The organism is Streptomyces sp. B1I3 (assembly GCF_030816615.1).
Lineage (GTDB): Bacteria > Actinomycetota > Actinomycetes > Streptomycetales > Streptomycetaceae > Streptomyces.
In genome coordinates, this window is record NZ_JAUSYD010000001.1 from 166,226 (window position 1) to 190,895 (window position 24,670).

The following is a 24,670-nucleotide window of genomic DNA, read 5'->3' on the forward strand; positions in this document are numbered from 1 at the left end:
TGCCCGCCCCCTCTCCAGCGCTTAGGTCAGCGACGTTCGCAGACGACGAGCCGGTCTATGCCCGTCTGCCCGGACGAGTCACACACGAGGTGATGCCCGTGTTCGGCCGAAAGTCGTGCAGGAGCAGTCACCCGAAGCGCGGGCCGTCCTGGGCTTCCTCGGCTCCTTCATCCAGACCGCCCAGACATCAGCCGATACGCAGGCCCATACCGCCCACGCCAGTTCGGTGTCCGAGGCGGCGTCCAAAGGCATGCAGGCGTCGAGTCCGACGGTGACGGAGCACAGCGACCTCAAGAAGAACGAGGACCTGGAGGACAAGCCGAAGAAGAGTGACTACACCAAGGCACCCCAGGCCCCGGATACACCCCAAGCTCCAGCGGCCTCCGCGGCTCCCACGGCCGCCGCCGAGGTCCCAAAGACCCTGGGGGAAACCAAGAAGGCCAAGGCGACCACCGAGGACCCCACCGGTCCTCAATAGGTTCCGGCCTCCGAGGGGACAGGGGCATGACCGCCCCTGCCCCCTCGTGCATTACACGGGGAACAACTGCCACCGCCGGCCTGGGTGGTCGCCCTCCGCCCCGTGCTGCTTGACCACCGCGCAGGCATTGGTGTCGACCCGCAGCAGCAGAGCGCTGTTGCCGTTCGCGATCTCATACACCCGCGGGGTGCCGGTCACAGGACCCATCGGAATCAACCGCCACTGCTGATGGCGTGCGTCATCACCCTCATAGGCGCGCTGGACGACCGCCGCCCCGGCCGCCTCCCCCGCTCCGGCGACTTCCAGGACCTTGCCGCTGCGCACGTTCTCGATCCGGTACAGGACCTCGCCGTCCACCTGGCCCGCCACGACCAGCCGCCACCGCTGGTGATCCCTGGCGGCGGTGAGAGCCTGCTGGACCTCCGCCCCGTCCTTGGTGGACTCACGCACCACCCCCATCCGCAGCCTGCTACGGACGTTGCCCCAGGAGACCACCGTGCCCGACTCCGGCAGCCCGGCCATCGGTGCCACCGTGATCTTCCGAATACGGTGGCCGTCGAACTCGGCGATGTAGAGGGCGTCGACACAGTCCACAGCGAGCCCCAACGGGTGGTTCAGCTGGGCCGAGACGACCGGGCCGCCGTCACCGCCGGAGCCCGCGGTACCTGTGCCGGCGACCGTGCTGATCTTCCCGTCCGCTGCGACCTTTCTCACCCGGTGGTTCTGGTAATCGGCGATGTACAGGGTGCCGGCGCTGTCCACGACCATCCCCAAGGGCATGTTCAGCCGGGCGGCGGTGGCGGGGCCACCGTCACCACCGAAGTCCGCGGCGCCCGTGCCGGCGACCGTGCTGATCTTCCCATCGGCCCCGACCTTCCGCACCCGGTGGTTCTTGTAGTCGGCGACATAGAGGACACCGGCGCTGTCCACCGCCACTCCGTGCGGGAGGTGCAGTTGGGCCGACACCGCCGGGCCGCCGTCTCCCCCGAAGGTCGCGCTCCCGGTTCCCGCGACCGTGCTGATCTTCCCGTCGGCTGCGATCTTCCGCACCCGGTGGTTGTTGTAGTCGGCGACGTAGAGGACACCGGCGCTGTCCACCGCGACCCCGTAGGGGCTGTTCAGCCGGGCGGCGGTGGCGGGGCCGCCGTCACCACCGAAGTCCGCGGCGCCCGTGCCGGCGACCGTGCTGATCTTCCCATCGGCCCCGACCTTCCGCACCCGGTGGTTACCGGCATCGGCGATGTAGAGGTTGCCCGCACTGTCCAGCGCAATTTCACGCGGGCAGTTCAGCTGGGCCGAGACGGCCAGGCCGCCGTCTCCCCCGAATGCCGCGTCCCCGGTTCCCGCGACCGTGCTGATCTTCCCGTCGGTCGTCACCTTCCGGACTCGGTGGTTGTTGTAGTCGGAGATGTAGAGGGTGCCGGTGCTGTCCATCGCGATCGAGTGCGGGCGGTTCAACTGGGCCGAACCGGCAGGCTTCTTGCCCTCCTTGAAGCCCGCGTCCCCAGTCCCCGCGACCGTGCTGATCGCAGGGGCGGAGTGCTCGCCACCTGTGGCTGCCGCTTGAGCAGTGCTCATGGTCATCCCTTCACCGTTCACCGCTACATGCGGTAATCGGTTGATTCCAGCAAGTCACACGGATGGCGGCATGGCAAGATCACTAACGAGTGGTCCTTGCGCGGCACGTTGACGGCACATCGCACGCGCTCAGTGGCCTAGCTCCGCGGGCGCCCCGACGCGGAACCGCTCGGCCGCGGCAGCGCGGTGAAGCGGATCGACGCGTTCCGGTAGCCGGCGGTCGGTGAGGAGTTCGAGTTCGAGCGGGGATGCTGCCGGCCTGCAGTTCGGCGGACAGGTTCATCAGCTCTGCCGCGTTCCTCGTCAGTCTCTTGAGCTCGTGCACGGTGAAGATGACCGGAGTATCGGGGGCGGCCCGTTTGCGTGGAACGGCCCCTGAGCCCGGTGCATCACATCCGTCACCTCCACCGCGGCACGTCCCGCGCGACGGCGCCGTCAGCGCGCTGGCCGGTAAAGGCTTGCCCAGCACCGAGGCACCTGCCTACGCCAGCCGGTCAGAGCGGCATTCGATGAAAGGCCCACGCTCCGCCTTCGCCGCGTACCGCTGGCAGGCCAGAAGATGGTGGATAACCCGCGGCCGACGGGACAGAGGCCGTTGCCCCTTGCAGCCGCCGAGGTCAGGGCGAGCCGCCTCCGACAGGTTGCCGGCAGTCCGGGCGGCTGGGTGCGCGGACAGTCGCGGTGGTCGGCGACGCGGGCCTCCACCGCCCGGCCGAGGCCCTGTCCAAGAGGAAGGCGGCCTGAGACTTCGATCCCGTCGAATGCCAGCGAATCCCTGAACGATGACGGCCTGCACGACCAGCACCACAACCGTCATCGCATATACCCGGTCAAGATCGGTCAACAGGGTTGCGGGACCTGGCGCAGGGGGAGGACCCGTCCGCGCCGGGGTGACCGCCTCGGGCCTACAGAAAGGTTACGAAGATGCCTCAGCGCGGGACTGTGAAGTCGTTTGACGCAGAGACGGGGTCCGGTTACATCTCTGTCGATAGTGGCGGCCCGGACGTGTACGTGGACTCCTCGGCGGTCCAGAGCCGCGATGGGTCCCGAAGCCTGGAGGAGAATCAGCGAGTTGAGTTCGAAATCACCCAGGGCAGCAACGGCCCCCAGGCACAAGCGGTGCGCTCCCTCTGACACCTTGATGGCCAAGCCCACGCCAAGGAGCCGTCCTTGAGCTAGGTCCTCCCCGGTCCCGGCGCCTCACCGGCAACGATCCGACTCCCGGGGAGGGAGACGAGGTCCGCCTACTCCTCGTCGTCCTCGTCGAGTCCGGCCGCGTCCGGGCCGCGCAGCGGCCTGAGCCCCCCGCCGGCCGGGGTGGAGGCAGTGAAGCTGTAGCGGCCGAGCACGTTGACGCTCTTGTGCTTGAGCGGAGAGAGCCGGGCGATGTCCTCGTCCCGGAGCTCGTCCCCCTCTACACGCAGCTGCGCGACGGCGCCGATATACCGGGTGGCCCAGAGGATCGCTTATGTCCCGCTTCGGCGCCGGGCCGTGAGGCGCTCGCTCAGCACATCTCGGCGGTCACCGTGGTGTCGGGGAGAGTGACGTCCAGGTAGTCCGCGTTGGGGTAGTCCGGCTGTGCCCTGATGCCACGGATGGCGAAGTTGTAGGTGCCGTGCTCCTGGCAGTTGAAGCGCAGCACTTCACGGAGCTCTGACACCGAGGCAAGCCCGATACGCCTCTCCTCGATGACCTCATCACCCTTGAGGATTTCCATCCCTCCGAACCACTGGCAACGCGACTCGTGCCAGCCGTTGAGGAGACTCCACACCAGGCATTTCACCTCCAGGCTGCCGTGAACACCGGAGTAGCTGTCGAGGCACATACGCCATTCGACTGCGGTCTTGTCGCTGGTGCTGCGCGTGTCCTGCGGCTCGGTGCATACCTCGACCCTCGGGGCCGCCTTGGCTGCGGCGGCCGAGGCGGACGGGCTGCCGCTGAGCAGGGTGCCGAGGAGGGCGGCACCGCTGAGTGTGGCCGCCAGTTGGAAACGCGTAGTGATCTTCATGACCTGTAGAACGACACCCCACGCAAGACGACACGTAAGACACAGGCATCCGGTCAGTCTTTGCCAGTAACGAATCACGGCGTTGTGTGATCGTTCAGATGGTGCGGTCGTACCCGAGCTGGAGCAGGACGAGAGCTGCGGCGGCGATCTTGGTGATGCGGCTGGGGTCGAGGCTGACTCTGCGCAGGGCCTTGAAGGTGGTCTTGAGTAGGGAGTTGGCGCGCTCGCAGACGCCGTGGATGCCGCGGATGACCTTGTTGTAGGTCCGCTGGGCCTCGGTCAGCTCGCCTCCGGCGGGCTTTTTGAAGGGGTGGCGGAAGCCGTCGCCGGCGTTCTCGTAGCCGAGGTCGACCAGGGCCGGCATGTCCAACTCGGCGGCTAGGCGGTTGAGGGCGTCGATCAGGCCGTGGTGGCGGGCACAGCTCGGCGGTGGACCGCTTCACATCGAGCACGGCGGTGTACGTGACACTGGTCGGCACGTGAGGCCCCCTCGGTCAGAGCAATCAGTCGCAAGATCGTTCCTGCCAGGGGCCTTACGCCTGCCCGGACTTGGGGACACCGCGGACCGCGCGACACGCCTCGTGCTCATGGGCGGTGGCCGACGGGTGCTGAGAACAGATCACTGGAGGAGGTACGGACCAAATGTCGTGGCATATTATAGCTTTTTTGTAGCTAACACGCATGAGTTAAGGAGTTCTCCGGATACAGCGGGGTATGTCTGGTGCGCGCTGGTGCTGTTCCTGCACACAGTGCTGGTCATCTGGACGGAAAGGGACCTCATGCGTAGCCGAAATCCCCGCTCCAGTCATGCGCGTTGTGTACGGCTCTGTCTGCTGCCTGTCGTTGCGGCAGCAGCGCTCCTCGCCTCCACGACACCAAGTCAAGCCGTGGGCGTCGCCGACGTCCGGCACCAGGAGATCATCAACAGGGCGGACGGCGGGCGGCTGAGCGCCTGGGATGATGTCGCCGCACCGGGTGTCCCCGCAGGGATCATCCGGGAGCCCAACGCTGACTACGAGAGCCGGACCAGCACCCAGTGGGAGCTGGAAGAGCAGGGGGACGGCTCCTGGCTGGTGCGCAATGAGAAGAACACGACCGTGTGTCTCCAGCCCGAATCGGAGCCGAAGCCCAACGTCAGGGTGGTTCTGAAACCCTGCACCGGTGACCGCAACCAGACGTGGCAGATCGTCGCCGAGGAGACGGACTTGGACCCGCGAGTGGGCCCGACCGGCTGGTGGAGCCTCAGGCCCACGACAAACCCCAAGCTAGCCGTCGCCCCACAGAGGGTTGGCTTCGCCTTCAGCGACGTCCGGCTGTTCCGCGCTACCAACAGCGCGGACCGGCTGTGGCACCACAAGCCCGCCGATAAGAGCTGGTAGACGTTTTACCAGGCGGCTGGTGGCAGCGGTAACCGCCGCCACCAGCCGCCGTCGCGGGGCGTGTGGCACAGCAGTACTGTCTGTCGCAAGATCGTTGCCATCAGGGGCCTTACGCCTGCCCGAACTTGGGGATCGCGCGGGCCGCAGTGCCAGCATCGCAGTCACAGCAAGCGACGGGCGCTTACTGGGAAAGGCTCGGTGTGTGACCCGCCGCCCTGACGAAGGCTTGTAGACGGCGGTTCAGGTGGAGAGGCACGCGCTGCACACAGCTCCCGCCGTCGGTACCTTTTGGCCTCGGTCGGCGAATGCAGCAGTCGAGGGCTCCACAACGCCCAACTGCTCACCCGCACCAACGGCGTCCACGTGCCGGGGTTTGAAAGTCACGAATGGGCAACGGTTACCGGCTGTTCCTGAGATAGGCATCCGCTTGGGTCGCGATGGATCGTCCTTGTGTCCTGTCTGAGTGTTTGTGAGACAGGAGGGGGTCTGAGACATGCGAACTGTTCATAAGGGCGGCGGCCGCACGAGGGACGACTCCAGCCTCGAGGCGGCCCTGTGGCGGGAGCTCGCCGAGGAGGCGCCAGGCCTGGAACCCACCGATCTGGCGCCGTTCGCCGTGGAGGAGGCAGCAAGCGTCGACGGCCTTGCGGTCCCCGTCCAGGTCTACGCCGGCCGCTGGCACGGTGACCCCGACACGGTGCATCTCCGCGAAGGCGTCCTGCTGAAGTGGTGCACCGCTGACATGCTCGACCGAAGCCGCCTGAGTCCCGGACTGAGGGAACTGATCCGCCGCCACGCGGCCGAGCACCCCGCAGCGGACGGCCCGCCGGACGGCGCCCGTCCACTGCCCGGCGAAGCCCCGGCCGGGACCGAATTCCACATCGTCGGTGTCCACCTCCACCTCCAGGTCGAGCATGGCCGGATCCTCCTCGGCCTGCGCCACCCTGACTCTGCCTTCGCGCCGAGCACCTGGCACTTCCTGGCCGGCCACTGCGAGCGGGAAGCTGCGATCGCCTGCCTGGTGCGGGAAGCGAAGGAAGAAGCAGGCCTCACCATCGCGCCCGAGGACGTCGAGCTCGTACACACGGTTCACCTCGTCGACTCCCCAGGTGCCGGCCTAGGATCGGGCTCGTCTTCCAGGCCCGATCCTGGGCCGGCACCCCGGAAGTACTGGAGCCTGACCGGTGTGTGGGATGGCGGTGGTGGAAGCCGCAGGACCGCTCGGGCTGCTGTACGGCGGGGCCAGTGTGCTGAGGTGGTGCTTGCTACCTGGCCGGGTCTTTTCGACCGGCGAAGGTCTGGTGCGAGCCCCCCTCACACGATGCCTCGCAGAGCAGCACGGTCATCGGCCGGCAACCGGCCCGTGTACCGGTGCCGACGCGACGCACGAGCCAGCAGCAATCGAGCTACAGGTTCCCACAGGCCATCAGGCACGAAATCAGCAGACACACGACAGGTCCTGCCGCCGTCACAAACAACTGCGAAGCTACAGAAGCGCACTCTCGTGAGCTGCCCTGTCAGCCCGCAGGGGCGTCCAGTTGTGTAGCGAGGCGGGCCTTGCCGAAGCGATTGAGCCAGGTACGGAAGTCCATGACACCGGGGTGGGCCCGGCGCAGGGGGCGAGGTCACTGTCGTAGGAGGTGGCATGCGCCCAGATGAAGACCTTCGCAACGTCAGGACCGTGCTCCGAACGATGATGCCCATAGGAGTGCTCCTTGACGGGTCAAGGGATGATGGTCAGTTGGGCGGCACCAAGTGCGGGTGCCTAGCGCCACAAAGGCAGGAAGTGGACGGCACGGTCGACACCGACCAGTAAGTCGAGACGGACTACGCCCGGAAGGGCGCCCAGTCACCACGAGAGCGTGGCCTTGTAGGGGACGCCCTTGAGTGCAACGGGAGGCCAATGGCGAACTCGGGGCCCTCTCAGACGTCCAGACCTTGCCTGCGAGCCGTCCAACGATCTTGGCGCAGCAGGACGGCCGACAGCCGAAGATTCCCGCCTCTCCCCCAGAGCGTGTGCCGGAAGTGGAGCCCGCCGAGGTGGAGATCCTCTATGTGACTAGAGTCAGATGCATGGCAACACCAGTACTGCAAGCAGTTGAGGCGAACGGGACGACCTGGGACGACCCGTCTGAGGAACAGCTGCACGACCTGCTAGTGCCGTATCAAGCAACGTTTGCCCTGTTGACGACAGCTCGTAGACGCCGGTCGCTGGTGTGGCGGTTTCGCCAGATGATGTAGCGGCGGATCATGCTCCCCTGCTCCTTGTGGTCGGTGCCGTCGAGGGTGAAGTAGCGCAGGGCGGTGAACTGGGCTTCGATGCGATTGAGCCAGGAGCTGTTAGTGGGGTGTAGGCGATCTCGACGTTGTGCGCCGCGGCCCAGATTCCAACGCGTTGGCATCTCTTGGTGGTCAGGTGCGGGGCGAAGTTGTCGCAGACGATCGCGATCCGAACCGTCGAGGGATAGAGCGTGCGGAGGTAGCGGCAGAACTCCAGAAACTGGGTGCGGCGCTTGATCGGCTTGATGTGGCCGTAGAGCTTGTTCTTGGCCAGGTCCAGGGCGGCGAACAGGTGTCGCACTCCGCCGTAGCGGTTGTAGGTTGCCCGGCGCCGTCGGCGCGGTTCGCGGTCGGCGTCCTTGTGATTGCCGCCGCGTTCAGCCCATTGCCGGCCCGGGTGCGGCATCAGGTTGAGCGGGCCGAACTCGTCCAAGCAAAAGACGACGTTGGGCTCACCGCCCTCAGGCATGACCTCTCCGTCGGCGATCGCGTAGAGGTGCTCAACGCGGGCCTTCTTGGCCGCGTAGTCGGGGTCGCTAGACGTCTTCCAGGTCTTCAAGCGTTGGAAGGAGACGCCTTCCTCGCGGAGCATGATGCGCAGGCCCTCGTGGCTGATGCCGCCGACTACCCCCTCGGCGACCAGGAAGTCCGCCAGCTTAGTCAGACTCCAGGTCGAGAACGGCAAATCATGCTCAATCGGCTTGGACTTGGCAATCTTCTTAATCTCGCGCCGCTCGGCCAGCGTGAAGGTCCTGGGCCGGCCACCCCTGTATTTGGGGTAGAGCGAGTCGAAGCCGTCGGTATTGAAGTTGTGGATCACGTCCCGAACCCGGTCGTCACTGGCAAGTGACACCGCAGCGATCCTCGCTACCGGCACCCCCTGTGCGGACAGCAACACCATCTGGGCCCGCCGCCAGGTCACCACCGACCCGGTGCCTCTGCGGGTTATCCGCAGTAACCGCGTGCGCTCATCGTCATCGATCTCTCGAACCCGTACACGCTCTGACATCTACACAGGATCTCGCTCGCCACTGTGCCAGGTCCAAGAGCAGAACGGTTCCGACTACCCCCACCGACTGGCTGCCCGGAGATCGGCGATAGAGGGCATGCTGTCCATCGCTTCTTCTGCACGTCCGTGTTTGATGAGGAGCGCGGCCACCTCCCACGCCTCCACGTCGGCATCTGCCCGGAGCAGGCCGAGAGCCTCGTCGACGCGTCCTGACTGCTCCAGGATCCACGCGGTGCTGGATGTCAGTCCGTACACGTCCGCCGGTAGGGTCTTGGCGTAGGCGAGGGCTTCCTCGTACCGGCCTGCCTCGCCCAGCAGCCCTATCCGGTTCGTGTGGAACCAGGACGGGTGCTCGTCGATGTACTCGGCATCGCGCTCGTCGAGGATGGCCAGGGCGTCATCGAAACGCCCGGCCTCGGAAAGAAGATGGATGACGCTTTCGAGAAGGCAGGCATCGTGGTGGTCGAACGTAGGTCGTCCCACCTCGACGGCCTCCGCGATCCGACCCTGCCGCCCCAGCAGCTCGATCAATGGCCAGCGGAAGCGATCCCACTCGTCAGCCGCGATGAAACGTCGCAGGAGGGTCTCGGCCTCGTCGGCCTGACCGCGGTCTTCGAGTGCCCTGGCGTAGTACGGCAAGCCGACATGCGAGTGCTCCCCGATGCCCAGCTCGCACAGTTCGTCCATGTGCCCATTGCGCTGGCAGAGTTCGGCATAGGCGGTGAGCGTGTTCTGGACCAGGAAGTGACCGGCGGCTATATCTGCCCTGAGTACCCGGACGGCCTCGTCGACGCGGCCCGCGCGTTCCAGGACCTGCGCCTGCAGGTCCTGCGCATTACTGGCATCGAGGTTCCATCGTTCCTCACCGCGGGCGGTGCGGGCCCGCTCGGCCTTCGGTGCGAGCAGTTCAAGTACCAGCTCGTCCCGGTTCTGTCCCTCGGTCAGCTCGACCAGGGTGGACAGGAGCCATCCCCGGTCCAAATGCGGGGTCAGCACAGCGATCGCTTCATCCACCTGTCCCGCCTTGACCAGCAGCTCCGCGAAGTTGCGGCACACGGGCTCCGACGCCAGATCCGTATCGTCCGGGCGGCCCCAGTCCAGCGCCTGCTGTACCCGTCCCGCCTGCAGCATGATGTCGGCAGCCGCCCAGCGTGCTGGCTCCCAGCCAACCTCGACAAACGGTTCCAACACGCTCAGAGCCCGCTCGAACTCCGCCATCTTGCCCAGCTCGCGCGCTGCCGCCCTCGCGCAGGACCACGCTCCCCTTGAAGCCGCCCGGACCAGTAGTTCCACGTGCCCCTGCTCTACCAACAGGTCCACCAACACGGGCGGGTATCCACCGAGACCCCGTGACTGCCACTTAAGATCATCAATATTCACGGGCTGAGCGTACGGCCGCCCACTGACAAACCAGCGGCACCATACTTCGGTCGCTGAGCTAGCCGATCGTCGACAACGCGCCTCCCTCTATCCGCTTCGACGCTCCTCAACTGCACCGCGTTGACTGGCGCGCAGCGAGTCGTCCATCGCGACAAGGCAAACGTTGCCTGATACGGCACTAGCTGACATGAGTCTCGGATCGCGATTTGTCGTCGTGCGGCGGCTTGATCTGGAGCCCGCCGATCAGCACTACATGCAGGTCTATCTCAATGACGATCTGAGCTATCAGGTAGAATACCGCGAGGGAGGGCCGGACAAGCACTTCCAGACATGGGTACCTCGCAAGCACGAGGTCTTCGCAGTGGAACCTGTGGCTGAGGTGCTCCAGGGCTGGGCCTGCGGGCGACCCGGTTGGCGTGAGACTCTTTCCTGGGTCCCGTGGTCACCTGCAGAGTCATGCGCCCGTCACCACCCCCTCACAGTCACTCGTTGATGGCTGCAACCAGAACAGTCGCTTCGTAGCGGACGGCTAGGCCGTGTATCGAAAGTTGATCTTGGGCTGTGGATGATCACGGTTCATGGGCCGGGGAGATCTCACGGACGAGCAGTGGGCGGTGCTGGAGCCGTTGTTGCCGAGGGGGGCGAAGGCGGGCCGGCCGCCCGTCTGGCCTCGGCGGCGGCTCATCGATGGCATACGGTTTCGGGTCCGCACCGGTGTTCCGTGGCGGGACGTGCCCGTCGAGTACGGACCTTGGGGCCGGGTCTACGACGTGTTCCGCCGGTGGCAGCGGAACGGCACCTGGCACCGGATCCTGACCCGGCTCCAGTCCCTGGCCGACGCAAGAGGCGCGATCACGTGGGACCTGAGCGTCGACTCCACGGTGTGCCGTGCCCATCAGCATGCGGCCGGGGCCCGCACGCGAGGTGACCTTCAGAAGGAACCACCGGGCGGCATCTTCACCGAGCCGGAGGACCACGCGTTGGGCCGGTCGCGCGGCGGGTTCACCACCAAGCTCCACCTGGCTGTCGAGCAGGGCCAGAAACCCATGTCAATCGTGGTGACCGCCGGACAGCGCGGGGACTCACCGCAGTTCGAACCGGTGCTGGAGAAGGTCCGTGTGCCCCGCCTCGGGCCGGGCCGGCCACGCGTTCGTCCCGATCGCGTGCGGGCGGACAAGGCGTACGCCTCCCGCAGAATCCGCGCCTACCTGCGTCACCGTGGGATCCGCTGCACCATCCCGGACGAGGCCGATCAGGCTCGCAACCGCCAGAAGCTCGGCTCCCGCGGTGGCCGGCCACCGCGCTTCGACCCAGTCGACTACCGCGAGCGTCACGCGGTCGAGTGCGGGATCAACCGCCTCAAGAGGCACCGTGCTGTCGCCACGCGATACGACAAGCTCGCCGTCCGATACGAGGCGACCGTCCTCGTCGCAGCCATCAACGAGTGGCTGTGACCCTCACCGTCACATGGTGGGATCCACGTTCCACATCTCCGGCAGATCGCTGCCGTAGAGGACAAAGACGAAAGGTGGGGCAGTCGAACGGCGGCGACCATGCCCTGTTGCCGGGCCGAGCACCGTGAACGACATCACTCACTGATCTGAGTGTGTGCTGGTCCCGAGTCGTAGCGGTTGAGAAACTCCTCCGCCGGGAGGTCGAGCGCATGCAGTTGGGAGAACACCTCCGTACCTGCGACCACCTCCTCGTCGCCGTCGGAGATCCTGTACGCCTGCACCATGTCGAAGACTTCGAGGTCGCTCTCCTCGGCGTACTCGGCCGACTCCCGCTCGGCCAGTTCGATGGCCTCGTCGAGGGACCGTGCCCGGAACAGCACGACACGCTCCTCGTAGGGACGATTTTCCCAGGTCAGCCACCTGTAGAAAGTTCTGGCGCTGTACCACGCCTTCGGCTCTTGCTTCATTGCCGGCTCGTCATCCCCTCGCGCCAAACCGTGATCGTCGCAAAGAAAGATCTACTTTCGCAACAGGCCCTAGTTTGTCGTACCTCGTGGCCACTCGTGGGTGACCGGCGACGAGGTGCAGGATGGCCGCATGAAGACACAACCGACGATCACCCTCGTACACGGGGACATCACCGAGCAGCACGCCGACGTCCTGGTCAACGCCGCCAACTCCTCCCTCCTCGGCGGCGGTGGGGTGGACGGCGCGATCCACCGGCGCGGTGGGCCCGAGATCCTTGCTGCCTGCCGGGGCCTGCGGGCCTCGCACTACGGCAAGGGACTGCCGACCGGGCAGGCCGTGGCAACGACGGCCGGCCGTCTGCACGCGGAGCACGTCGTCCACACGGTGGGCCCGGTCTGGTCGCGCACGGAGGACCGTTCCGCGTTGCTGGCCTCCTGCTACCGGGAATCCCTGCGGGTGGCATCGGAACTGGGCGCTCGGACGATTGCCTTTCCGGCTATCTCGACGGGCATCTACGGCTGGCCGCTCGACGACGGGGCCCGGATCGCCGTACGTACGGTCCGTGAGGCCGCGCACTCTCCGATCACCGAGGTCCGGTTCGTGCTGTTGGACGAGGAGGCGTACGCCCGCTTCGACGAGGCGCTGACGGTCTAGGCAGGGCCCGTGCACGCCCACGAACCGCGTATCTCCTGCCCAAGGGGCAACGAGGGGATCACGCACATTGCAAGGACACCCGGCCACGGAAGTCACCCTTCAGCGAGCACAGCAAAGCACACGTCATGACGACGCACTCAGCGTGGTCACCAGCGGGCAAGGCGACGGGCTACCCACCGGCGGGGACTTGATCACGCTCTGACCGCCGCTCTGCGCACAGCCCTGAACCGGCCTGACCGAATTCAAGACTGCCGTGCGCGCAAGTCGCTGCCACCCCAGGACGGCGTCCTGGGTCAGGATGCACGTATGGGTGATACCTCCCCCCTGGTGCAGCACCTCGGACTCGAGCCGCACGCCGAGGGCGGCTGGTTCCGGCGGACCTGGCAGACCGGGCCGGCAGCCGTCCCGGCCAAGTCCCGCCGGCCCCGACCCTTCGCGACCGGCATCTACTACCTCCTCCACCCCGGCGAGACCTCCCGCTGGCACCGGGTACGTTCGGACGAATTGTGGCTCTGGCACCTGGGCGGGCCCCTCACCCTGCGCCTCGGCGGCACCGGAACCACGCCCGGCAAGAAAGTCACTGCCGCCATGCTGGGGCCCGACATCGAAAAAGGACAGCAGCCGCAACTTCTCGTGCCGGGCGACGTCTGGCAGACCGCGACACCGGCCGGTGACGAACCGACCCTGGTGTCCTGCGTCGTCGCTCCCGGCTTCGACCCCCACGACTTGGAAATCCTGTGATCCCCCAGCACCCCTCCCCAGGCTCCGTCGCCGTACGCCGTCCTGGAGGACCTCCTGCTGGTCGCCGACGACGCCGTCCTGGTCCAGGAGACGTCGATCATCGCCGGCGGCAGTGATCACCAGGTCTTCGACGTAGCCGATGGCGATTCGTCCGGTCTCGGCTTGTGCACGCACGACCAGCTCGGCCTGGTGGGCAGCCTTCAGCAGGGCTTGGGCCCGCGGGAGGAACCTCTGGCCGGCCGGAGTGAGCCGGGTGCCTCGGGGTGCGCGGTCCAGCAGCCGTGCGCCGAGGTACTTCTCGAGCCGTTGGATCTGGCGGCTCAGCGCCGGTTGGGCCACGTGCAAGTCGGCGGCGGCCCGACCGAAGGGCTGGTGCGCCGCCACCACGGTGAAGTAGCGCACCAGGGCCTCACGAGCAGGGACTTCGCCCAAGCCTGCAGGTCAGCAGGGGTTCGGCAAAGCATGAGCGTGGTCGGGGCCAGCGCGGACAACGCACTCACCGAGTCCTTCAACGCGACTTTCAAGCGCGAGACCCTGCAAGGACGGAAGAGCTGGCCGACCGAGCGCGAGGCCCGACTCGACGCCTTCAGATGGCTCCACCGCTACAACACCCGCCGCCGACACTCCCGCCTCGGACAACGATCACCGATCGCCTTCGAAAACACCTTCCACCACACACCAACTACGCTGGCACAAGCCGCATAACCCGTGTTCAGGATTCGGGGCCAAGGCCCGTCTTCCGGCTTGGCGGCGTCGGCAAGACTTTTGACGGTGCGGTGCGTCATGTGGAGTTGGCGGCCGATGAAACGGCTGCTGTGGCCGGCTTCCAGCATCGCGTGGACCGTGGCATGTCTGGCCCGGACGCGGTTGGCATGGGTCGCTCTTCCAGGGCGAAGCCGATCCACGACGGATGGTGCGGGAACGTCCGCGTCCTCCTCGACCGGTTCGGGGGCCAGGACACGCAAGCACTGGCGGTGGCGGGCAACAGCTCGCTCGGCGGCCTCGCTGCGACCTGAACCGCCCCCGGCGCCCCGGCCGAAGCGCCTTCGGCGAATAACGGAGCACGGTCCCGGCAGATCACCTCAATGCCCGGCCGCTTCGCCAGCCACTCGGCCAGGCTGGGCGCCTCCCGGTCAGCTAACAGGTCGACCGGCCGACGGGGCTCGCAGTCGACCGGCACAGTGCCGTAGACACGGCTGTGTGGCGTACTCATCGACGCCCACCACCCGCGGGGCCGGCATATCTCGCTCGGCCAACAGCTCGTCCAGTCGCAGCACCCCGACGGGCGGTTCGCTTCACGCTGCGTGACACGGGTCTGCTTCAGAGGCTTCGGACTCCGATGGCTTTGGGGCCTTGTGATCCTTGAGTGATCTGGAATTCGACTCTCTGGCCTACTTCCAGCTTCTTGTCTCCGAGGTTTTGGATGTCGTTGTAGTGGACGGGGAGGTCCGCCCCTTCGTCCTGTGAGATGATTCCGATGCCTTTTTCTGCGTCAAGCGCCTTCACTGTGCCGTGAGTCATAGTTCTATCTTCCGTGCGGGTACTGGGCTTGTGGTTTGTTCCAGGTTGCACGTTGACCTTCCCCAGGGCGCAAAGTGGACAAACCCGGGCAACCCTTAAATGCTCCATCGTCTGCTATTCCCCCCCCCGATGTTCCACGCCTGTGGCCACCGCCACGCTGACGCGGCCCGGCCGCCGTGGCGAGTGCCTATAGGAGGTCGACCAGCTCCACCAGCGGCGTGGCCGGCCCGGCTGGGCGTGACCACCGCGGTGGCCCGGCTGGACCGAGGACAGCGCCAGGGGGCGGCGCCGGAGGACGGCGATGGCGGGGATTAGCGTGAGCGGGACGACGGCGGCCGGAACTGTGACCCCGAGGGAGGATACAAGGGCGCGGCCGGCGATCCAGGAGCCGACGGCGGGTGCCGAGATTGAACGCAGACACGGTCAGCGCCGACCCCAGCGCGTAGGGGGCCCTGCCCGCGAAGCGGCCCCTCAGGGAGGACAGCACCGGGTTGGCCCGAGCCCGAACAATCCCCGCAGGCCCACCAGCACGATCGTGGACACAGCCTGGCCCGACAGCACGCACAGTGCCAGCAGCGGGAGCGTGGCCACCGCCGGGGCCACGATCGTCGTCATATACGGAAGCCTGCCCCCGACGGCCTTCCACGAGGAAGCCCACCGGGGCGCCGACGCGGAAGCCGGCCAGGACCAGCGGCACCAGGTCGGCCGCCAGATGAGTTGGGGTCGGGTAACGGTGGGGAGATGTCGGTGTACGTCGCCAGCACACCGTTGGCGGTGTTGCGCAGGCGGCCAGTGCCACCCACAGGCGCCCCGAGTGCAGAGCGGACAGCTCGGAGCGGATCGAGATTGACTCGCCCCCGAGCCCGTCATGCGGAGACGCCGGTCCTCTCGAGCTCGCCTACCGGCCCCTGGACCCGCCCATGGCCGCCCAAACGCCCCCTCCCTGACCATGTGCACCCGGAGTCCGGCACCGCCGACGAAGACCGGCTCAGACTCCTCGCCGGCTTGGCCGCCACCCACCTCGAGGAAGCCGATCCCACCAGCGCGGAACGCTGAACCCGGGACGTGACCGGAGACCGTTAAGACCATAGGGAAGCGAGGCAGCATGATCGCCGCTACACCATCTGGCGAAACCGCCACGCCGACGACCGGCACATGCGCACCGTCGTCGACAGGGCAAGCGTTGCCTGACACGGCGCTGGATCTGGTCCTTGCCGCCTTGCCATTCGTCTCCGCCGGCCCCAGCTCCGCCAATTCCTTGATCGCCCTGCGCACGTACGACCGACCGTCCGCCTCCTGCTCCGTGATCCCGGCGGTCAGCACCTGCGGAATCCCGCCCGCGTCTTGTCCGGGGCGCTGGCGGGCTTCGAGCACGTGGCCATGGCGTCACACGTGCGGGGCGGTCGGCCGGCGCCCCCTCGCCGGAACCAAACGCGGCGAGGGGGCGGCTTTGCAGCACGAACAGGTTGCCCTGAACACCAGCCGGTCCGGATGCCACTTGCGTCCCGGTTGCCGGAACCGACGCTCCGCCTTCGGCTGCAGCGGCTCAATCAGCGCCCGCAATGCGTCGGCTGGTCTCGGGACGTGGCGGCGCGTTCGGTCGCTGCCAGGGTGGTGTAGTTCATCGTAAAGCGACCGCCCAGGAAGTCGATCGCGCCCCCGACCGCGTCCAGTATCTCGGCCGGCTGGTCGGGACGGAGTTGGGTGAGGCTGCCGGTGGTGGGTAACAGATCCTAGGGCTGCTGCCAGTCGGACCGCCCAGGCCCTTGGTCCAGCACGTGATCGGGTTCTACAGGAGGCGGATCTCGCCCGGTTGCCGAGGCCCTGGTGCGCGGGGTGGCGGCTGGGCAGGCTAGTTTGCTCGGATGAGTCTTCTTGATGATGTGGCCGAGCGCGACGGCTGGCGATGCTGGGTGTGCGACGAACCGGTCGACCCCGACATGTCAGTGAACGACCCGCGGGGGCCGAGCGTTGACAGCCGGACCGCCGACCGGAAGGCCAAGGTCCTCGAGCGGCTCGCGCACCGCGGGTGCAACACCCGCAAGGGCGCGGTCAAGGTGGTCATCGCCTGGCCGGACCGCCTGTACGTGGTCGACCCCGCGCCGCTGATCACCGTTGCCGAAAGACTGGAGCGCAAGGGGGGCCGCGAGATGGTGGGCCGTTGTCCGAACAGGCAGGATGCCCAAGAGGCGGCGGATTGGCTGGTGGACCGGTTCTCCCGGCTGGTACCGGGGCTGCCGGTGACCGCCGGCATCGAGGCCGGTGGCGGCCAGTTCCTCGTCACGCTGGCCGCCGGCCGCCGCTGACCCGGGTCACAGCGCACACCGGCGTCGAGCTGAACCGTTGGGACCGGTCCAACCATCCCTCAAGCCCGACGCCGCCCGCAACACGCTCTCCCCCGCCTCCCCGTCCGGTCGGCCGGCGCCACGCCGTCACCGAGCACCACGATGACCAAAGCGCAGGTGGTCGCAGACCAGACGCAGCGGCGGTTCTTCCAGCACGGGCGACTTGGTGGCCATTGGCCTCAGGGCGATCGGAGCGGCCTTCGTTCCCCATGGATCGGGAGGTGCTCCCGGCGCGGAGGGCGGGGCGGAGCGCAGGCGGCGGAGCGGAACGGGCCAGACGTGCAAGCCGCAGGTGAGCGCGTCGCCGCACGCGACGCACAAGACCTCGAACGCGACATCCAAGCCCGGGTCGCAGACTGGAACGACCACCCACGGCTGGACCAAAACCGCCGCCGAAATCCTCCACAAGGTCGCCACCCGCTGTCGGCGAATCTCTGACTCAGGTCGCCGGCTAAAAGGTTCGGTTCGCGGCCCGGCGGGGTTACGCATGCGGCCTGCGCCTCGCTACGGCGATCATCCGGGTGGGATCGAAGGAAAAGGGACGGACCGCGCAGATCCGGTTTCCCCGGAACCGGATCAACTCGGCGCCTCAACCTTCGAACCGGCTCCCTCCTGCCGGGAAGTGTGTTGGCTCCGGCAGGGATCCTGACGCCTGTCCGGTTCCGTCTGATCCAAGCCACACAACATCGAGCAGCCGTCACCACCTGATCCGACACGGGCCTCGTCCGCCGTCAGGCTTCGACGCCACCGCCTCCCTTGCCTCCGTGATCAGGACTGATGCCGACACCGGGCCGACCGCAGCTCCGCAGTGCAGGCCTGCCTCGTGGGCCGGCTCGCCACCACCCTGACGTACACCCACCGCTACCAGGCCCCTGCCTTGTCACCCCTTGACACCAACGTTGGGAACACCGGATCGGCCTACTCCACAGTGCGGCGCACTCCTCGGCTGGGCCGGGAGCTTCGTTCCCACCTGATCAATCTGCGGCCTGATCGAAGGCAAGGAGGCGCATGCTGTCGGCGCTGGCGGTGGCGAGGGAACTGAGCAGTCATCTGGGGGACTTACGGAATGTCGACTGAGGCGCTTGAGTCTCCAGCGGCTGGAGGGTCCAGAATCTCGCCCATGGACGACGACGAACGCCCCGACGTGCTCACCATCGGCCAGCTCGCGCACCGCACCGGACTTCCGGTGCGTACCCTGCGCTTCTGGTCGGACGAGGGAGCGGTGCCACCCGTGGCCCGCTCCGCGACCGGTTACCGGCTGTACGACGCCGAGTCCGTAGCCCGTGTCGAGCTGGTCCGCACCCTGCGGGAGCTGGGCCTCGGGCTCGACGACGTGTGCCGGGTGCTGACCGGTCGGACCACGGTCGCCGAGGTCGCCAACACGCACGTGGCCGCGCTCGACGCGCAGATCCGCTCGCTCAAGGTGAGCAGGGCCGTCCTGTCCACCGTGGCGACACGTGGTTCCACCGCTGAGGAGACAGCACTGATGAATCGGTTGGCGCGGCTTTCCGCCGCCGAACGCAGGACAATTATCGACGAGTTCAAGGAGGAGGTGTTCGGAGGTCTCGACGTCGAACCGCGCCTGCGCGACCGCCTGCGCACCTTCAGCATCGAATTGCCCGACGATCCCGCACCTGAGCAGGTCGACGCCTGGATAGAACTGGCCGAACTGGTGCGGGACCCCGGCTTTCGCACCCGGTTGCGCACATGGATGGAGCTCAACACGCCCGCACCGGGGCAGCGTCGTCCCCCCGGGGCGTCCATCTGGTGGGCCAGGCAGGTCGTGCAGACCGTCACGGAGGTCAGAAAACGCGGGGCCGCCCCCGGGGGACCGGAAGTGGCCGAGGTGCTGTCCGAGCTGTTCGGCGACGCCGATCGGACCGCCGTGCTGCGCAGCCTGGAGGCCGGGATCGAGGCAGGGGCGGAGCGCTATCGCAGGCTTGTCGCCCGCGTGCGCGGGCAGTATTCGGCGCCCGACGCGACCGAGGAGCTGGAGTGGCTGGCGCGGGCCCTGCGCGCCGCAGATCAAAACTGACCGGCCGTATTGTGCTTGTGTGCCATCCCGTGAGTTCCCCTGAGGTCAGCTGAGTCCCGCTCCCTGTGGCCAGGGGTTCTTCCTCCCCGTCGAGATCTTCGGGCTCGATGAGCAGACCGCGATGCGCTACGCGGGCTCCGCACGCACCTGCTGGCACAGCCCGCCGGGGTCGCCCCTGCGGGTTGAGCGCGAACCCACGAGTCCATCTCCTGAAATCGAAGCATTCTGTTGTGAGTTCTGCGCTCATACCCATATCGGATGTCGAAGGGTTATTGCTACCAAGGGTCAGGCTTGGTGAATGCTCGCCGACTGTGCACAATCAACTCACGCACCGCAGGGCTATGCGTTCTCTTCCAGATCAGGGCGAGAAGGGCGGGTGTTTCGACATCGTCGATGGTGCGGGCCGCGAGCCGGTCGCGATGGTTCGCGGTCATCGAGTCGCTGAGGATGGCGACACCGAGTCCGCGGGCAGCGAGATCGACAATGGCATCCGCGGCGCTGGCTTGCGCCGCGATCGCGGGTCTGAGGCCCTGTGCGGCGCAAGCACGATCGAACACTGTGCGCAGGCCGGTGCCAGGGGGCATGCACACGATCGGGTGGGCGACCACGTCGCGCAGAGTAACTCGCCGCTGTTTCGCCAAGGCGTGCCCTGCCGGAACTGCCACGACGAGCCGCTCACTAATGATTGTCAACGCCTCCAGCCCGTCGGGGGTGGCGGTTGCGGTCCCCATAAGAGCCAGGTCGACGGTGCCGGCGCGCACCCCCTCGACGAGCCGGTCGGAATTGTCCTCCAGCAGTGAAATCTCCACCCCGGGGTGCGCCCGGTGAAACACAGAAAGCGCGTCGAACAGTGGCGTGAGGGTGCAGCCTATGACCATCCCGACCACGAGCCGACCCCGAATCAGGTCGGCCACCTCACCCACCGCTTGGCCCACCGCCCCAGCCGCGGCGAGCGCCGCGCGGGCGTGTTCGAGCGCGGCCTGTCCGGCGACGGTAAGGGTGGCAGTGCGCGCCGACCGGTCAAACAGCTCGGCACCGAGTTCACGTTCCAACTGGCGGATCTGGGCACTGACGCCGGACTGGCTGATGTGCACCCGCTCGGCGGCGCGAGTGAAGCTCTGCTCCTCAGCCACCGCGATGAAGTATTCCAGCTGCCTCAGCTCCATGACTGAAAATTCTAGCTTCTAGTAGATCCATCTGTTGGACTTCTGATTCAGGGGCGAGCACGCTAGGAAGCACCGAAGCCACGACGTCAGGAGGAAACTCATGCCGGAGTACGAGAAGGCCATGCGCCCCGAAGACATCACCCGCTTGTTCGTTGAACGATCTAACGCCGGTGACGCGGCTGGGGTCGCCGCACTCTACGAAGAGGATGCAGTGATGGCCTACCCGCCCGGCGACCAGACGGTGGGCCGGGAAGCGATCCGTGCGCTATGGGAGAAGGTGCTGTCCAACCGCCCTCGCTTCGAGTTGGAACAACCACTGCCGACCCTGCTCAGCGGCGGCATCGCCCTCACCTCGACCCCGCCGAAGGACGGGGCCGGTGCCCGGGCGCAGGTCGTCCGGCGCCAGCCTGACGGAAGCTGGTTGCGCCTGCTCGACCAGCCCGAGTTCGTCCCGCTCCCCCGCTGAGCCCCGCCCTTCCTGGACGGCGTCGACCGGGAACTGGTCGCCCTGCGGATACGACCCATCATCAGCTGGGCTATGCCCTCCAGATGTGCACGGTCCGCTATGTCGGGCTGTTGCTGGAGGACCCCATCGCGGCGCCGTGGCCAGTGGTCGGCCACCTGGCCGCGCAGCTCGGGATCGAGAAACCGTCGTGCGTGAAGCGGTACGCCGAGCGGCTGAAGGCGGCGTTCGAGCACGCGTGGGATCCGGGGCGCCTACGGGTAGCACCCGTACGACAATCCGGAGTGGTCGACCAGGCTGTGGGCCGGCTGCGCCGGAGCCGGATGCTGGCTGCCGGGTGTCTCGGTGCCGGCCCGGCAGGTGCTGCCCGAGGTCCGCGGAATCGCGGAGAAGCCGATGCACGTCGCCGTGGCCGGGGCGGCGCACCGCGCTATCCCGTCCCCGTCGGCGGCCCTGGTGGCCACCCTGTGCGTGCCGGACGGCAGCCGGTACTCGGAGCTGGAGCGGCTGCACCGGCCGCCGAACCGGACGACGGGCACGGCCTTCGCTCGGTCCCTGGAGCGGGTCGACGAGATCGGCGCGTTCCACCTGGCCCGTTGAAGCTGCCGCAGATCCCGCCGAACCGGCTCCCGGCGCCGGCCCGGTACGGGCTGAGGTCCAGGTCCGCGAGCCTGGAGCAGGCTGCGGAGCCCCAGCGCACGGCGATGTTCACCACCGTGATGCGCCACTGGAGACCAAGGCGATCGACGAGGCGCTGGATCTGTTCTCCGTGCTGATGGTGACGAAGCTGATGAAGGACCTTCCCTCCTCCCTGGTGTCCCTCCTGGTCTCGGAGGCGTGCAACATCGGCTTGACCCCGGTGGCCCGCCAATACCCCCGCCGCGGCCGCTCAGTCCTGCGGGCGCCAGGACGGGCCAAGACGCCGGTCGCCTCGTGCGGCCTGCGCACCGAAGTCCCGCTCGGGTTCGGGCGCAAGGCGGTTGATGTGCCCGTGCCGGCAGCGCGTCGAGGGTTGCGCAGACCTGGCTGTGACGGGGACGGGTTCTGTTGTGTCCTGTCGGGTCGGCGATCCCGCGTGCGGCCGGCGTCGAGGATGTTCGCGGCCTCTGCGGCATGGGCGCTGTCCAGGACGATCAGCCCGCCGTCGAACACCTCGGGACCCACCGCAGCTGTCGGCCGGTGCCCGGCGCCCCACCTCCCCGCACGCCGCACACCTGGAAAACGAAGGACCGCTCGAGCATGACCGACCCAATCCGCGGCACCCGCCACGGCTCCGCCCCCGCCGCCCTGTCCGTGCTGGACTCCGCCATGACCGGCACCGGCCGGACCGCTGTGGAGGCGCTGGCCGGCAGCATCGAACTCACACGGCTCGCCGACCGGCGCGGCTTCACCCGCTACTGGGTGAACGAGCACCACGCCAGGCCCCGGCGTCTCGGCCTCCAGCCCGCCCGTCCTGCTGTCCTTGTCCCGGCTCACCGCGGAGACCAGCAGGCTGCGGCTCGGCGCGGGCGGGATCATGCTGCCCAACCATTCGCCACTGGTCGTCGCCGAACAGTTCGGCCTGCTGTGGTGCTCCAGCCGTAGGTCATGGTCTTGCTGGTGGGATCGTGTGGTCGGCATCCCGACGTGCCGCTCGCGGGCGCACGGCCGGATCGAGCCTCCGACGTCCCACTGTCGAGTGGAGGCCGGACCCGCGTGGCACCCGCCCTCGTCTATCCGAGCGTGAGCATCGCCTCGGTCACCTCGCCGACCGCCGTATCGGGGATCGCGGTGGCGGCCTCCTCGAGGACGAGCAGCCGTGCCCCGGGGATCTCGCGCGCGATCGCCTCACCGTTACCGACGGGGAAGAACCGGTCGCGGCGGCCGTGGACGACGAGCGTGGGGACCTCGATCTCGGGCAGGCGCTCGCGCCAGCGGGGTGTGCAGTCGAGCCTGGAGAACACCATGCCCATCTGGTTGGCCATCTGGACCGGTGGTGCGGTGCCGGGCGTGCGGTCCCAGATGCGCGCAGCGATAGCGCGCGCGGCGACGGGATCTTCGCCGAGGATCTCCGCGCCGGCGGCGGCGAAATCCGCAACTGCCTCGCGGTCGGTCCAATCGGGCATCGGCCGCCCGAACAGCCGGCTCATCGTCGCCCGGTCGTGGTCGGGGAGGTCGTCGTCGGGCGGGCCAGGGGCAACCGCGCGGGTGCCGACCAGGGTGAGCGCCGAGAACGCGCCCGGGTGGTCGAGCACGGCCACCTGCGCGACCATCCCTGCGACGCCGATCCCCGCGATGTGCGCAGGCCCCCCGCCGAGCACGCCAGCGAGGGCCGCCGCGTCGGCGGCGAGGCCGCGCAGGGTGTAGGCGGGCGCCTCCGGATCCTTCGTCGTCGACTGCCCGCTGTCGCGCAGGTCGTAGCGCACCACACAGCGCCCACCAGCGGCGAGGCGCTCGCAGAGCGCATCGGGCCAGGACAGCATGGTCGTCCCGCCCACGAGCAGGACGAGTGGCGCGTCGTCGTCACCGAACGACTGGATGCCCAAGGCGATTTCATTGGCGTTGACAGTGGTCATCGGTTCACCGGAGAACGTCGTAGGTCAGGTGCGTCGCGGTCGATGTCGAGAGCACGCTCCGCTGCACCAACGTGCGCGGCGCTCCGCCGGTGAACAGTGGTGTCCCGGCGCCCAGCACGATGGGCGCGAGGTGCAGCGTCAGCGCGTCGACCAGCCCGGCGTCGAGCGCCGAGCCGATCGTGGCGCCGCCGCCCATGAGGATGACGTCGAGGTCCTTGCCGCTGTCCGCCGACGCCGCCTCGGCACGCTCGCGCGCGGTGGTGACGGCGTCGGGCAGACCGGTCGTGACGAACGTCCAGTCGAGGTTGGTTGTCCGCACCGACTCCGGCGGCGAGTTCGTCACGACGACGAACGCGGGGGTGCCGACCTCGCCCGCGCCGTAGCCGGACGTGTCGTCCCAGCCTTCAGGCCCGTCGACCACGTCGAAGAGGTGGCGGCCGAGGACGACGGCACCCGAACGGGCAGTCCCCTCGCGCAGGAACCGGCGGTCGTCGGGGTCGTCGGAGAACGCCCACGTGTGCAGGGCCTCGCCGCCGGTGCCCAGGCCGTTGTCCGGGCCGGGGTCGGGTCCGGTGACGAAGCCGTCGAGAGAGACCGAGATGTCAGCGATGATTCGAGTCATACCAGGGCAGACCCGATCCGCCGCCCGAACTCATCGCTCACGGACGAGCGTATGGCGGATGCGAACTCGATGGCACGCCGCGACAGCACGCCGCACGAGACGGCACGTCGGGCGTACAGCGGACGATGCCCCCGAGTGCCTCGAAGACGCATATGCACAGGCCGAGGGATGTGGCCTCTTTGGTGCTCGAAATGGCGCTCGGAACGGCCAGGTGAGGGGTTGCGGCCGCGCTGCCGTGATGAGTACGACGTTCGACGTGTGGGGCGCGGCCACAACCACTTGGAGCGCTCAGTACAGGCCAGCTGATCGACGGGTACGGCCACCGCTGATCATCGGTGCGTGAATACCGACGATCTTGCGTTGGTCGCGGGTCACAGCGTGGACCCTGCCTGCTGGCAGCCCGCACGGCTCCGCGCCCACGGTGTGCACGCCGTGCACACCGCGTATCTTGAGGGCCGGTCCATCGCCACCCTCCCTCGTTCTCGGCAGCTGTTGACGCACGGGACACGGGCGTGTGCGGTGCAGGCTCGGGCG

Annotated in this window: 20 protein-coding genes and 7 pseudogenes; 14 read left to right on the forward strand and 13 right to left on the reverse strand. The window is 67.7% G+C overall.

Annotated elements, in window-relative coordinates:
* Positions 1-115: 115 nt before the first annotated feature.
* Positions 116-478, forward strand: coding sequence for a hypothetical protein (locus tag QFZ58_RS00870; protein ID WP_307122933.1), 363 nt, complete (start codon positions 116-118; stop codon positions 476-478).
* Positions 479-529: 51 nt separating this feature from the next.
* On the opposite strand, the gene QFZ58_RS00875 is transcribed toward QFZ58_RS00870, so the two are convergent.
* Positions 530-2,056: an RICIN domain-containing protein gene (locus QFZ58_RS00875; protein WP_307122934.1), complete on the reverse strand. Its 1,527-nt coding sequence runs from the start codon at positions 2,054-2,056 to the stop codon at positions 530-532.
* 924 nt (positions 2,057-2,980) lie between these two features.
* On the opposite strand from QFZ58_RS00875, the gene QFZ58_RS00880 reads away from it, so the two are divergent.
* Entirely contained in the window at positions 2,981-3,190 is a 210-nt protein-coding gene (locus tag QFZ58_RS00880) for a cold-shock protein (RefSeq protein ID WP_307122935.1), read from the forward strand.
* A gap of 110 nt (positions 3,191-3,300) precedes the next feature.
* On the opposite strand, the pseudogene QFZ58_RS00885 reads toward QFZ58_RS00880, so the two are convergent.
* The 3 genes and pseudogenes from QFZ58_RS00885 to QFZ58_RS00895 form a co-directional block, all read right to left on the reverse strand.
* Positions 3,301-3,519, reverse strand: a pseudogene (locus QFZ58_RS00885) (Tn3 family transposase); the annotation flags it as partial.
* A 41-nt stretch (positions 3,520-3,560) separates the two neighbouring features.
* Positions 3,561-4,064, reverse strand: a complete 504-nt coding sequence (locus QFZ58_RS00890; RefSeq protein WP_307122936.1) for a hypothetical protein — start codon at positions 4,062-4,064, stop codon at positions 3,561-3,563.
* A gap of 94 nt (positions 4,065-4,158) precedes the next feature.
* Positions 4,159-4,488 (reverse strand): annotated as a pseudogene (locus tag QFZ58_RS00895) (transposase family protein); the annotation flags it as partial.
* Between the two features lie 463 nt (positions 4,489-4,951).
* On the opposite strand from QFZ58_RS00895, the gene QFZ58_RS00900 reads away from it, so the two are divergent.
* Together QFZ58_RS00900 and QFZ58_RS00905 are read left to right on the forward strand one after the other, a co-directional pair.
* Positions 4,952-5,443 (forward strand): RICIN domain-containing protein, encoded by a 492-nt coding sequence (locus QFZ58_RS00900; RefSeq protein WP_307122937.1) that lies wholly within the window; start codon positions 4,952-4,954, stop codon positions 5,441-5,443.
* Positions 5,444-6,185: 742 nt separating this feature from the next.
* The gene (locus QFZ58_RS00905; RefSeq protein WP_307128736.1) at positions 6,186-6,989 is read left to right on the forward strand and encodes an NUDIX domain-containing protein; all 804 of its coding nucleotides are present in this window, start codon (positions 6,186-6,188) and stop codon (positions 6,987-6,989) included.
* A gap of 619 nt (positions 6,990-7,608) precedes the next feature.
* Here the strand turns inward: QFZ58_RS00905 and QFZ58_RS00910 are convergent.
* Together QFZ58_RS00910 and QFZ58_RS00915 are read right to left on the reverse strand one after the other, a co-directional pair.
* Positions 7,609-8,732, reverse strand: a pseudogene (locus tag QFZ58_RS00910) (IS630 family transposase).
* A 54-nt stretch (positions 8,733-8,786) separates the two neighbouring features.
* Positions 8,787-10,112: a hypothetical protein gene (locus tag QFZ58_RS00915; RefSeq protein WP_307122938.1), complete on the reverse strand. Its 1,326-nt coding sequence runs from the start codon at positions 10,110-10,112 to the stop codon at positions 8,787-8,789.
* Between the two features lie 578 nt (positions 10,113-10,690).
* Between QFZ58_RS00915 and QFZ58_RS00920 the strand changes: the two genes are divergently transcribed.
* Positions 10,691-11,566, forward strand: a complete 876-nt coding sequence (locus QFZ58_RS00920; protein ID WP_307122939.1) for an IS5 family transposase — start codon at positions 10,691-10,693, stop codon at positions 11,564-11,566.
* Positions 11,567-11,700: 134 nt separating this feature from the next.
* On the opposite strand, the gene QFZ58_RS00925 is transcribed toward QFZ58_RS00920, so the two are convergent.
* Complete coding sequence (locus tag QFZ58_RS00925) at positions 11,701-12,033, reverse strand: DUF4288 domain-containing protein (RefSeq protein ID WP_307122940.1); 333 nt, start codon at positions 12,031-12,033, stop codon at positions 11,701-11,703.
* 130 nt (positions 12,034-12,163) lie between these two features.
* Between QFZ58_RS00925 and QFZ58_RS00930 the strand changes: the two genes are divergently transcribed.
* The gene (locus QFZ58_RS00930; protein WP_307122941.1) at positions 12,164-12,688 is read left to right on the forward strand and encodes an O-acetyl-ADP-ribose deacetylase; all 525 of its coding nucleotides are present in this window, start codon (positions 12,164-12,166) and stop codon (positions 12,686-12,688) included.
* Positions 12,689-12,994: 306 nt separating this feature from the next.
* Complete coding sequence (locus QFZ58_RS00935; RefSeq protein ID WP_307122942.1) at positions 12,995-13,429, forward strand: cupin domain-containing protein; 435 nt, start codon at positions 12,995-12,997, stop codon at positions 13,427-13,429.
* 105 nt (positions 13,430-13,534) lie between these two features.
* On the opposite strand, the pseudogene QFZ58_RS00940 reads toward QFZ58_RS00935, so the two are convergent.
* Positions 13,535-13,834 (reverse strand): annotated as a pseudogene (locus QFZ58_RS00940) (LysR family transcriptional regulator); the annotation flags it as partial.
* Positions 13,835-13,843: 9 nt separating this feature from the next.
* Here QFZ58_RS00940 and QFZ58_RS00945 point away from each other — a divergent pair.
* Positions 13,844-14,134: pseudogene (locus tag QFZ58_RS00945) on the forward strand (integrase core domain-containing protein); the annotation flags it as partial.
* 167 nt (positions 14,135-14,301) lie between these two features.
* Entirely contained in the window at positions 14,302-14,445 is a 144-nt protein-coding gene (locus QFZ58_RS00950; protein ID WP_307122943.1) for a hypothetical protein, read from the forward strand.
* A 304-nt stretch (positions 14,446-14,749) separates the two neighbouring features.
* Here the strand turns inward: QFZ58_RS00950 and QFZ58_RS00955 are convergent, their stop codons facing one another.
* Both QFZ58_RS00955 and QFZ58_RS00960 read right to left on the reverse strand, forming a co-directional pair.
* Entirely contained in the window at positions 14,750-14,950 is a 201-nt protein-coding gene (locus tag QFZ58_RS00955) for a cold-shock protein (protein ID WP_307122944.1), read from the reverse strand.
* A 471-nt stretch (positions 14,951-15,421) separates the two neighbouring features.
* Entirely contained in the window at positions 15,422-15,565 is a 144-nt protein-coding gene (locus tag QFZ58_RS00960; RefSeq protein WP_307122945.1) for a hypothetical protein, read from the reverse strand.
* A gap of 1,250 nt (positions 15,566-16,815) precedes the next feature.
* Here QFZ58_RS00960 and QFZ58_RS00970 point away from each other — a divergent pair.
* The gene (locus tag QFZ58_RS00970; RefSeq protein ID WP_307122946.1) at positions 16,816-17,256 is read left to right on the forward strand and encodes a hypothetical protein; all 441 of its coding nucleotides are present in this window, start codon (positions 16,816-16,818) and stop codon (positions 17,254-17,256) included.
* 1,159 nt (positions 17,257-18,415) lie between these two features.
* On the forward strand, positions 18,416-19,330 hold the full coding sequence (locus QFZ58_RS00975; protein ID WP_307122947.1) for a MerR family transcriptional regulator: 915 nt from the start codon (positions 18,416-18,418) through the stop codon (positions 19,328-19,330).
* 275 nt (positions 19,331-19,605) lie between these two features.
* On the opposite strand, the gene QFZ58_RS00980 is transcribed toward QFZ58_RS00975, so the two are convergent.
* On the reverse strand, positions 19,606-20,496 hold the full coding sequence (locus tag QFZ58_RS00980) for a LysR family transcriptional regulator (RefSeq protein ID WP_307122948.1): 891 nt from the start codon (positions 20,494-20,496) through the stop codon (positions 19,606-19,608).
* A 100-nt stretch (positions 20,497-20,596) separates the two neighbouring features.
* Between QFZ58_RS00980 and QFZ58_RS00985 the strand changes: the two genes are divergently transcribed.
* The 3 genes and pseudogenes from QFZ58_RS00985 to QFZ58_RS00995 form a co-directional block, all read left to right on the forward strand.
* The gene (locus tag QFZ58_RS00985; RefSeq protein ID WP_307122949.1) at positions 20,597-20,962 is read left to right on the forward strand and encodes a nuclear transport factor 2 family protein; all 366 of its coding nucleotides are present in this window, start codon (positions 20,597-20,599) and stop codon (positions 20,960-20,962) included.
* A gap of 9 nt (positions 20,963-20,971) precedes the next feature.
* Positions 20,972-21,752: pseudogene (locus QFZ58_RS34365) on the forward strand (DUF4158 domain-containing protein); the annotation flags it as partial.
* Between the two features lie 446 nt (positions 21,753-22,198).
* Positions 22,199-22,526 (forward strand): annotated as a pseudogene (locus tag QFZ58_RS00995) (LLM class flavin-dependent oxidoreductase); the annotation flags it as partial.
* Positions 22,527-22,671: 145 nt separating this feature from the next.
* Here the strand turns inward: QFZ58_RS00995 and QFZ58_RS01000 are convergent.
* On the reverse strand, positions 22,672-23,514 hold the full coding sequence (locus QFZ58_RS01000; RefSeq protein WP_307122951.1) for an alpha/beta fold hydrolase: 843 nt from the start codon (positions 23,512-23,514) through the stop codon (positions 22,672-22,674).
* A 4-nt stretch (positions 23,515-23,518) separates the two neighbouring features.
* Entirely contained in the window at positions 23,519-24,136 is a 618-nt protein-coding gene (locus QFZ58_RS01005) for a dihydrofolate reductase family protein (protein ID WP_307122952.1), read from the reverse strand.
* Between the last annotated feature and the right edge of the window lie 534 nt (positions 24,137-24,670).